The following is an 8,593-nucleotide window of genomic DNA, read 5'->3' as shown; positions in this document are numbered from 1 at the left end:
TGCTCCCGTTGGGCTGCGAAGCGGCCCCAAAAAAGGAACTGCTGCGCAGTTCAACGGGAGCAAGCTCCCTCGCCACAAAAGCCCCCTCACCATAAGCCCACTCCCACACTGGATCTCCATTGGGTACCCAATGTGGGGATCTACAGCCTTACGGCATGTTGATGATGACTTCTTCCTGCCACTTCTGCGGCAGCGACTTGGAGGTCTTTTCCCATGCGTCGGCGTCTTTGATCGGCGTGACCTTTTTGTACTGCTCGTTAGGCAGCAGCTTGGCCTTGACCTCTTCCGGCAACTTCAGGTGTTCGGCGCGGATCGGACGAGCGTTGCCTTTCGCCAGGTTGATTTGGCCGGCATCGCTGAAGATGTATTCGCGGGTCAGCTTGGCGGCGTTCGGGTTCTTCGCGTATTTGTTGATGATGGTGGTGTAACCGGAAATCACCGAGCCATCGGATGGAATCAGCACGATGTAGTCATCCGGATTCGCCATCTTGGCCTTGTAGCTCAGACCGTTGAAGTCCCAGACCACGCCGACTTCGATCTCACCCTTTTCCATGGTGGCGATCGTCGGGTTGGCCATGGACAGGCGGCCTTGCTTGGCAATGTCAGCGAACAGCAACAGGGCTGGCTGAATGTTTTTCTCGTCACCACCGTTGGCGAGAGCGGCGGCCAGTACACCGTTGGCCGCCTGGGCCGCGGTGCTCACGTCGCCAATAGAGACTTTGTACTTGCCAGTCTTGAGGTCGGCCCATTTGGTCGGTGCTTCAGAACCGTGCAGCAGCTTTTTGTTGACGATAAATGCGATGGTGCCGGTGTAGGCCAGCGCCCAGTTACCGTCCTTATCCTTGGCCCAATCCGGAATCTGTTCCCAGGTAGTTGGCTTGTAAGGTTGCACCACGCCCTGCTTGACCGAGATCGGGCCGAAGGCGGCACCGACGTCGCCGATGTCGGCGCTGGCGTTGTCTTTTTCGGCGGCGAACTTGGCGATTTCCTGAGCCGAGCTCATGTCGGTGTCGATGTGTTTCAGGCCATATTTCTTGGCCAGGTCTTCCCAGGTGCCTTTCCAGTTGGCCCAGTCATCGGGCATGCCGACGCTGTTGACTGCGCCTTCCGCTTTCGCAGCGGCTTCCAGGGTTTTCAGATCATCCGCCGCCATGGCGGTGGTGCACAGGGCAATGGTCGAGCCTAACAGTGATGCCAGGAAAAACTGTTTCATCCGAAGCTCCTTTGGGCGTTTTCAACGCTGCGATTGCGGTTGTGTTGGTCTAGGTCAGCAATACCTGAGCCAATTTAGGCGGATTGGATGACATTTTGATGTCGACGACCGGTCGGCCTGAATTTTCTGTGCTCGGATACGCGGGGTGCGAGATAAGCGTAGACCATGGCTAAAGAGCTGATATGAAAGGGACTTGGCTATAAAATTGCAGGTGTCTGGCGCAACCGTTCGGCGGCTTTGTCATCTGTCAGTCATGTGCAGTGCCTAGGCTTGCAGGCAGTTGAAGGAACCGATTTGAATTACGGTTCTGCCCTGAATCAGTGCTGGTCTAGTCCAGATAGGTAACGTTGATGCGCATCGAGACCACCAAAGCGGTGACAGCCATCGGGCAGGTTCTGCAGGAACAGCTCGACCACGGCTTGTTGGCGCCCGGGAGCAAGTTGCCGGCAGAGCGCAAGCTCAGTGAGTTGTTCGGTACCACGCGGATCACCGTGCGTGAGGCTTTATTGCAGCTGGAGGCCCAGGGCCAGATTTATCGCGAGGAACGGCGCGGCTGGTTCGTGTCGCCACCGCGACTGGCTTATAACCTGATGCAGCGCAGCCACTTTCACGCGATGGTCAGTGCGCAGGGGCGGGTGCCGTCCACCGAGGTGATCTCGGCGCGGTTGCAACCGGCGTCGGCGGCGGTGTGTGCCTGGTTGCAGTTGCCGGCGCTGTCGAGCGTGATCCAGATCTGCCGCTCAAGACGGATTGACGGGCGATTGGTGCTTTACGTGGAGCACTATTTGAATCCGCAGTATTTTCCGGGGATTCTCGATTTCGATTTGAATCAGTCAATCACCGAGTTGTATGCGCGGCACTACAACTTGCATTACGGGCGGGTGCGTTTCGAGATTGTGCCGACGGCGTTGTCGGTGGATGCGGCGGCGGCTTTACGGGTGTCGGTGGGGAGCCCGGGGTTGCGGATTGCGCGGGTCAATTACGATCAGCATGAACGACTGATCGATTGTGACCTGGAGTTCTGGCGCCATGATGCGATTCATGTCGGGGTGGATGTGGTTTGAGTTTTTGGATTTTCTGTAGGAGCACCGCTGGAAATTTATTCGAAAATAATTCCTGTCTATATATATGTACAGCATCTTAAGCTTCTGATTCTCATAAATTTGCCTGTAGCGGGAAAGCACGTTGAGTGCGTGCATATTAAATGCTCACTCCTGCTTGTCCTGCTATCACGACGCAAGTCTATTAGGAGAAGTTCTATGTCAGGGAATGGAATAACACTTCCGGTTACGGTTGTTCGCCCGGATAAACAAGATGAGTATTTGCATTACTTGGGGGCAGGAGATGGCTCAGGGCCTGGAATCGATTTCGCGCCGCTGGGTGAGATTCTGGATATGGAGAATTCCTACAAAGAGTTCTCCAATAATCTTGCGCATACCCTTGAGGTAGAACTTGCGCAAGTCCGGGCAGCAGGCGATACAAGCATTTTGCCTCCCCTGCAGGCCTTTGTACGTGAGTTGGGTGTCCGGGAAGGTTTGATCGCCAGAAAAGCCGGCGCACTGCCGTCAGCCAAGAGTACGGCCAGTCAAAGGTTCGGCCAGACACAGGTCGATACATTTCTGATGCGGGGACGGTTGCCTCAGGTAAACCGTCGGGCCGGGGCCAGTGGAGTCTCTGTCCGTGAGGCTTACGCCGCATTGTTCAACGCCAAGTTGCTGGCTGAGGGCATCGCGCGGTTAAACGCACAATCCGTTGGCGTGAGAGGCATCATTGCTACGTTACGAGGTCAGGAGGCCAATCGCATCGCACAGGAGCAGGCACGACGTGCGGCGGAGCATGAGCGGCAAGTCGCTCAAGAGCAGGCTCGTATTGCGCAGGAACAAGCCCGTAGAGTGGCAGAAGAGTTAGCACGTATCGCCGCGGAAAACGAAGTCAGGCGATTGGCAGAAGAGCGAGCGCGTATAGCGGCCGAGGCATATGCGAAGGAAATGGCTGAAGCGTTGGCTCGGCTTGAGGCAGAAAAACTGGCTAGTCAAAGGGCGGAAGAACAGGCCCGGATCGAGGCGGCCGAGCAAGCACAACGCCTGGTGGATGACGAACTTCGACGCTTGGAACTCGCCACCAGAGCCGCGAATACATATCACATACATGGCGCCACCACTCACGCTCAGCCTGGATTCACAATTCCGAACGGCACCATGGAAATTGCCGAAGATGTGCTGGCGGCATTGCGCGCAGCTATACGCTCTGCGATCGCCGCGTTGTCCGGTCTGGCCGCAGGGACGGCAGCGGGTTTCATGGTCGGGGTAGGCGCGTTGGTTTACTCACCTGAACTGGCCAATAGTGAATTACCGAAAAGGTACATGTTCAGTTATCCCTTGGAGGATCTCATATCCGCTCCTTTGCCTGATCTCGACGATCTAGCGAAGCAAGGAGGTTTGCTTGATGTACCGGTGCGTCTCAGTTCCAGGGCAACAGAGGGCGATCGATCGGAGTTACTTGTCGTTGCGGTCGATGGAGTGAGCCTCCCTGCTGGTGTGCCGGTTGTGGCGGCTGTTTACAACCCGCAAGAGAACGTCTATAGCGCCATCATCCCCGATATTCCCCCCAGGACGTTGGTATGGACGCCACTGATTACTCCGGACAGCAGTTCGACTGCGCTGCCCGTCCAGGAACCGAGTCCGCCGCGGTATGCGGGTGGCGTCATAATCCCCGTCGAAGGACGAATCGACAGTCATCCGGCTGTTGGTGAAGCCGGCTTCGATGATTACATTATTGTGTTTCCGGCGGATTCTGGCCTGCCCCCGCAGTATGTGATGTTCCGGGACCCCCGGGAGGATGCCGGGGTCGCCATGGGTGATGGAGAGCCGGTTGTCGGTAGATGGCTGGAAGCGGCTTCGCAAGGTGATGGCGCGCCTATTCCGTCGCAGATTGCAGATCAGTTGAGCGGTAGGCAGTTCAGGAATTTCAGGGCGTTTAGGGAGGCGTTTTGGAAAGCGGTTGGCGCTGACCTCGAATTGTCTGAGCAGTTCAGGAACAGTAATCGGGCGTTGATGGCGAAAGGGCGATCACCGGTTGCTATCCCGGAGGAGGGAGTGGGTGGTAATAAAGTATTTGAGCTACATCATTTAGACTATATAAAAAATGGAGGTGAGGTCTACGACATGGATAATTTGAGAGTGGTAACGCCAAAGCGACATGTGGAAATTCACTCTGTTAATGGAGGGGTTTGAAATGCAGCGTAAATTTGAAGAATATACGGAGAGTGAGTTTTTAGCTCTTTTGAATGATATTTGTTTTGTTAATTCTCCAGATGAACAAAGCCACAACGTCTTGATCGATCAGTTTGTAACGGCCTCGGAGCACCCAAGAAGTTATGGGGTTATCTATTACCCTCTCCCTGATGAGGATGATAGTCCAGAGGGGATATTGAAGACAGTGAAGGAATGGCGCGCAGCTAATGGTAAGCCCGGCTTTAAACAATAATGTTTAGTGAGTAATTTGGCCCCTGTCGGCAAGCTGTCGCCGATAGGGGCTTAATACGTGGCCCATCAAAATCAATGCGAGCCGGGCGCGAGGATTTATTCGTTGAGTTTGGCGAGGATCTTGTAGATCACGGTGGCGAGGATCATCAGCATGCCGACCCACATCGCGAACACACCGGCGTTCTTGTCGCGGAAGTTGAAGCCGATGGCCAGCATGATCATCCCGGAAAGAATCGGGATCAGCATGGCGTGGAACGAAGACAGCGAGATCATGGTGACAGCCTTGTCGCAGAGGGGGTATTGCAAGTCTAGGCGGCTTTCGGACGAGCGGAGGTGATGAAGATCATCGTGGCGAGGGAGCTTGCTCCCGTTGGGCTGCGAAGCAGCCCCAAAAACAAGCAATATCGGGTTATCAGTGAGATTGGGTTCGCCAAGTTACGACTGCTGCGCAGCCGAGCGGGAGCAAGCTCCCTCGCCACAAAAGTTACCTTTTAATCACCAAGGACTACGGCAATTCGCGGCAGGCGTAAAACGCGCTCAGTACTTTGACCAGGTGCGCCAAATCATGGCTGCCGCACAGTTCACGGATCGAGTGCATGGCGAACGTCGGCAGGCCGATGTCCACGGTGCGTACGCCCAAGTGGCTGGCGGTGATCGGGCCGATGGTCGAGCCGCAGCCCATATCGCTGCGCACCACGAAGCTCTGCACCGGCACTTCTTCGGCCATGCACAAATGGCGGAAGAAGCCGGCGGTTTCGCTGTTGGTGGCGTAGCGCTGGTTGCTGTTGACCTTGATCACCGGGCCGGCGTTGAGTTTCGGGCCGTGGTTGGCGTCGTGCTTGTCCGCATAGTTCGGGTGCACACCGTGGGCATTGTCGGCCGAGACCAGCAGGGATTTCTGAATGGTCCGTACGAATTCATCCCCTTCGGGCAACAGACGGCGCAGGGTTTGTTCAAGCATTGGACCGTCGGCGCCACAAGCCGAGCTGGAACCGACTTCTTCGTGATCATTGCAGACCAGCACGCAGGTTTCGTCGGTTTCGGTCGTCAGCAAAGCTTGCAGGCCGGCGTAGCACGACAGCAAATTATCCAGGCGCGCACCCGCAATGAAATCGCCATGCAGGCCGATGACCGCGGCGCTTTGGGTGTCGTAGAAGCTCAGCTCGTAATCGAGCACCACGTCGGCGTTCAGGCCATGTTCGCGGGCCAGTTGATCGGTGAGCACGGCGCGGAAGTCCACGCGCTCGTCACCGGCGAATTGCGCGAGGATCGGCGGCAGTTCGGTCTGGGCATTGATCGCCCAGCCCATGTTGGCTTCACGGTTGAGGTGAATGGCCAGGTTCGGGATGATCGCGATCGGAGCCTTGAAGTCGATCAACTGGCTCTCGACCTTGCCATCACGGCGGAAAGTCACGCGGCCGGCCAGAGACAGATCGCGGTCGAACCACGGCGCCAGCAGCGCACCGCCATAGACTTCTACGCCCAGTTGCCAGAACCCCTGACGTTGCAACTCCGGCTGGGGTTTGACCCGCAGGCACGGGCTGTCGGTGTGAGCGCCGACCAGACGGATGCCGCCGTGCAGGGGTGAATGACGGCCCATTTTGAACGCGACGATCGAAGAGTCGTTACGGGTGACGTAGTAACGGCCGTTGGCTTCGGTGGTCCACGGCTCGCGTTCGTCGAGGCGCACAAAACCGGCCGCTTCCAGACGCTGAACAAGGCTGGCGGTGGCATGGAATGGGGTAGGGGAGGCCTTGAGGAAGTCGATCAGGCCTTGGTTCAACTCTTCGCGCATAAGAAGCTCCAGACAGCAGTGGCGCCAGTTTAACGTATTGGTCACAGAATTGGCGGTGGACTGCTGCGGGTGCTACGAGTTTACGTCTTCAATAGAACCCTGTAGGAGCGGGCTTGCCCGCGATGGCGGCGGGTCAGGCAACATCCATGCTGGCTGTGCCGACCTCATCGCGGGCAAGCCCGCTCCCACAGTTTTTATCGCATTGGCAGTCAGAACGGCGCAGGGCACTCGAAGCGTAAACGTTCGCCAGTCTGGGGATGAGTGAAGCTGAGCATGCTCGCGTGCAGGCACAGACGTGGCCAGGCAGCGAGTGCTTGCTCATGGGCATAGAGCCCATCACCCAACAGCGGGTGACCGATGGAGAGCATGTGCACACGCAACTGGTGAGAACGGCCGGTGATCGGCGTCAGCTCGACGCGGCACCAGTCGCCACAACGCTCCAGCACACGCCAGAATGTCAGGGCGTGCTTGCCGAACTCGTGGTCCACCACATGGCGTGGCTTGGTCGGCGGATCGTAGCGCAGGGGCAGGTCGATGCTGCCGCTGTCCAGTTCCGGTTGTCCCCAGCACAGGGCGGTGTAGGCTTTTTCGGTTTCGCGGTCGTGAAATTGCCGAGACAGCTCGCGATGAGTGTCCGGGTCACGGGCCAACAGAATGATGCCGGAAGTTTCCCAGTCCAGCCGATGAACAATTCGTGCTTCCGGGTAGCCGTTTTCTTGCAGGCGCGTAATCAGGCAGTCCTTGTTGTCATCGGCCCGGCCAGGGACGGAGAGCAACAGGGTCGGTTTGTCCACCACCAGTACGGCGGCGTCCTGATAGATGATGCGGATGTTGGACAACGGCATTAAAACAGCCTCGTAACAAACGCCAACGGCGGCTCAGGCCCCGCGCCCTGTAGGAGCGAAGCTTGCTCGCGAAAGCATCAATCCGGTCTATCAGATACACCGAGTTGCCTGTGTTCGCGAGCAAGCTTCGCTCCTACGGAGTGCGTAAGAGCCTGAGCCGCCGTGGCTCCCGCCGGATCGACTCAGCGATCTGGCAGGGTGATATTGAGTTCCAGGATCGAGCAACTGCCCTGGTTTTCCAGAGCGACGTGCACGTCATCGGACCCGATATTGACGTACTTGCGGATCACTTCCACCAGCTCCTTCTGCAAGGCTGGCAGGTAATCCGGCGTACTGCGCTGGCCGCGTTCATGCGCCACGATGATCTGTAGACGCTCTTTCGCTACCGAGGCGGTATTAGGCTTTTTGTTGGCACGAAAGAAGTCAAAAAGGTTCATTACCTACCTCCAAAAAGTCGCTCGAAGAATCCCTTCTTCTCGACATCGAGGAAACGATGGTCCACGGTTTTGCCCAGCAGACGATCGACGGCATCGCTGTACGCCTGACCGGCGTCGCTCTGGTCGTCGAGAATCACTGGCACGCCCTGGTTGGAGGCTTTGAGGACGGCTTGCGATTCCGGAATCACGCCTAGCAGGGTCACCGCGAGGATGTCCTTGACGTCTTCGACGCCGAGCATTTCGCCGTTGCTCACGCGTGTCGGGTTGTAGCGGGTCAGCAGCAGGTGTTCCTTGATCGGCTCTTCGCCGTTCTCGGCGCGACGGGACTTGCTGGCCAACAGGCCCAGCATGCGGTCCGAGTCACGTACAGAGGAGACTTCCGGGTTGGTCACTACAATCGCTTCGTCAGCGAAGTACATGGCCAGGTGGGCGCCTTTCTCGATGCCTGCCGGAGAATCGCAGACCACGAATTCGAAGTCTTCTTTGAGCTGCATCAGGACCTTTTCGACGCCTTCCAGGGTCAGCGCGTCTTTATCGCGAGTCTGACTGGCGGCCAATACGTATAGGTTTTCCAGACGCTTGTCTTTGATCAGAGCCTGTTGCAGGTTGGCTTCGCCGTTTACCACGTTGACGAAGTCATACACCACGCGGCGTTCGCAACCCATGATCAGGTCGAGGTTACGCAAACCAACGTCGAAGTCGACGATTACTGTTTTGTGACCACGCAAAGCGAGGCCGGTACCGATAGCGGCGCTGGTGGTGGTCTTACCCACACCACCCTTGCCGGATGTAACCACGAGAATCTTGGCCAAGGTGTT

General features: G+C 57.1%; 9 protein-coding genes. 3 read left to right on the top strand and 6 right to left on the bottom strand.

Annotated elements, in window-relative coordinates; genetic code table 11:
* Positions 1-148: 148 nt before the first annotated feature.
* Positions 149-1,213: an ABC transporter substrate-binding protein gene (locus tag ACZ3HH_RS15425; protein WP_123360109.1), complete on the bottom strand. Its 1,065-nt coding sequence runs from the start codon at positions 1,211-1,213 to the stop codon at positions 149-151.
* 350 nt (positions 1,214-1,563) lie between these two features.
* Between ACZ3HH_RS15425 and ACZ3HH_RS15420 the strand changes: the two genes are divergently transcribed.
* The 3 genes from ACZ3HH_RS15420 (at position 1,564) to ACZ3HH_RS15410 (ending at position 4,699) form a co-directional block, all read left to right on the top strand.
* On the top strand, positions 1,564-2,277 hold the full coding sequence (locus ACZ3HH_RS15420; protein WP_465805684.1) for a UTRA domain-containing protein: 714 nt from the start codon (positions 1,564-1,566) through the stop codon (positions 2,275-2,277).
* 195 nt (positions 2,278-2,472) lie between these two features.
* Positions 2,473-4,446, top strand: coding sequence for an S-type pyocin domain-containing protein (locus tag ACZ3HH_RS15415; protein WP_465805683.1), 1,974 nt, complete (start codon positions 2,473-2,475; stop codon positions 4,444-4,446).
* A 1-nt stretch (position 4,447) separates the two neighbouring features.
* On the top strand, positions 4,448-4,699 hold the full coding sequence (locus tag ACZ3HH_RS15410; protein WP_465805682.1) for a bacteriocin immunity protein: 252 nt from the start codon (positions 4,448-4,450) through the stop codon (positions 4,697-4,699).
* 95 nt (positions 4,700-4,794) lie between these two features.
* Here the strand turns inward: ACZ3HH_RS15410 and ACZ3HH_RS15405 are convergent, their stop codons facing one another.
* From ACZ3HH_RS15405 to minD, 5 genes are all read right to left on the bottom strand, one after another.
* Complete coding sequence (locus ACZ3HH_RS15405) at positions 4,795-4,971, bottom strand: hypothetical protein (protein ID WP_007898847.1); 177 nt, start codon at positions 4,969-4,971, stop codon at positions 4,795-4,797.
* Positions 4,972-5,203: 232 nt separating this feature from the next.
* Positions 5,204-6,493, bottom strand: coding sequence for a M18 family aminopeptidase (locus ACZ3HH_RS15400; RefSeq protein ID WP_465805681.1), 1,290 nt, complete (start codon positions 6,491-6,493; stop codon positions 5,204-5,206).
* A gap of 209 nt (positions 6,494-6,702) precedes the next feature.
* A complete protein-coding gene (locus ACZ3HH_RS15395; protein ID WP_463851552.1) occupies positions 6,703-7,338 on the bottom strand; it encodes an RluA family pseudouridine synthase in 636 nt (211 codons plus the stop codon).
* Between the two features lie 182 nt (positions 7,339-7,520).
* Positions 7,521-7,775 carry a cell division topological specificity factor MinE gene (gene minE, locus ACZ3HH_RS15390; protein WP_048394400.1) on the bottom strand — a complete coding sequence of 85 codons (255 nt, stop codon included), beginning with the start codon at positions 7,773-7,775 and terminating at the stop codon, positions 7,521-7,523.
* Positions 7,775-8,587 carry a septum site-determining protein MinD gene (gene minD / locus ACZ3HH_RS15385; protein WP_447959858.1) on the bottom strand — a complete coding sequence of 271 codons (813 nt, stop codon included), beginning with the start codon at positions 8,585-8,587 and terminating at the stop codon, positions 7,775-7,777. The genes minE and minD overlap by 1 nt, the downstream gene beginning before the upstream one ends.
* Positions 8,588-8,593 lie beyond the last annotated feature (6 nt).

This window comes from Pseudomonas sp. PME37.24/025 (assembly GCF_055556615.1).
This window is presented reverse-complemented; position numbering and strand designations above follow the sequence as displayed.

Excerpts from the sequence above, each read along its gene's own strand:
- ACZ3HH_RS15425 (WP_123360109.1), bottom strand. The coding sequence starts at position 1,213 with ATGAAACAGTTTTTCCTGGCATCACTGTTAGGCTCGACCATTGCCCTG.
- ACZ3HH_RS15420 (WP_465805684.1), top strand. The coding sequence starts at position 1,564 with ATGCGCATCGAGACCACCAAAGCGGTGACAGCCATCGGGCAGGTTCTG.
- ACZ3HH_RS15415 (WP_465805683.1), top strand. The coding sequence starts at position 2,473 with ATGTCAGGGAATGGAATAACACTTCCGGTTACGGTTGTTCGCCCGGAT.
- ACZ3HH_RS15410 (WP_465805682.1), top strand. The coding sequence starts at position 4,448 with ATGCAGCGTAAATTTGAAGAATATACGGAGAGTGAGTTTTTAGCTCTT.
- ACZ3HH_RS15405 (WP_007898847.1), bottom strand. The coding sequence starts at position 4,971 with ATGATCTCGCTGTCTTCGTTCCACGCCATGCTGATCCCGATTCTTTCC.
- ACZ3HH_RS15400 (WP_465805681.1), bottom strand. The coding sequence starts at position 6,493 with ATGCGCGAAGAGTTGAACCAAGGCCTGATCGACTTCCTCAAGGCCTCC.
- ACZ3HH_RS15395 (WP_463851552.1), bottom strand. The coding sequence starts at position 7,338 with ATGCCGTTGTCCAACATCCGCATCATCTATCAGGACGCCGCCGTACTG.
- minE (WP_048394400.1), bottom strand. The coding sequence starts at position 7,775 with ATGAACCTTTTTGACTTCTTTCGTGCCAACAAAAAGCCTAATACCGCC.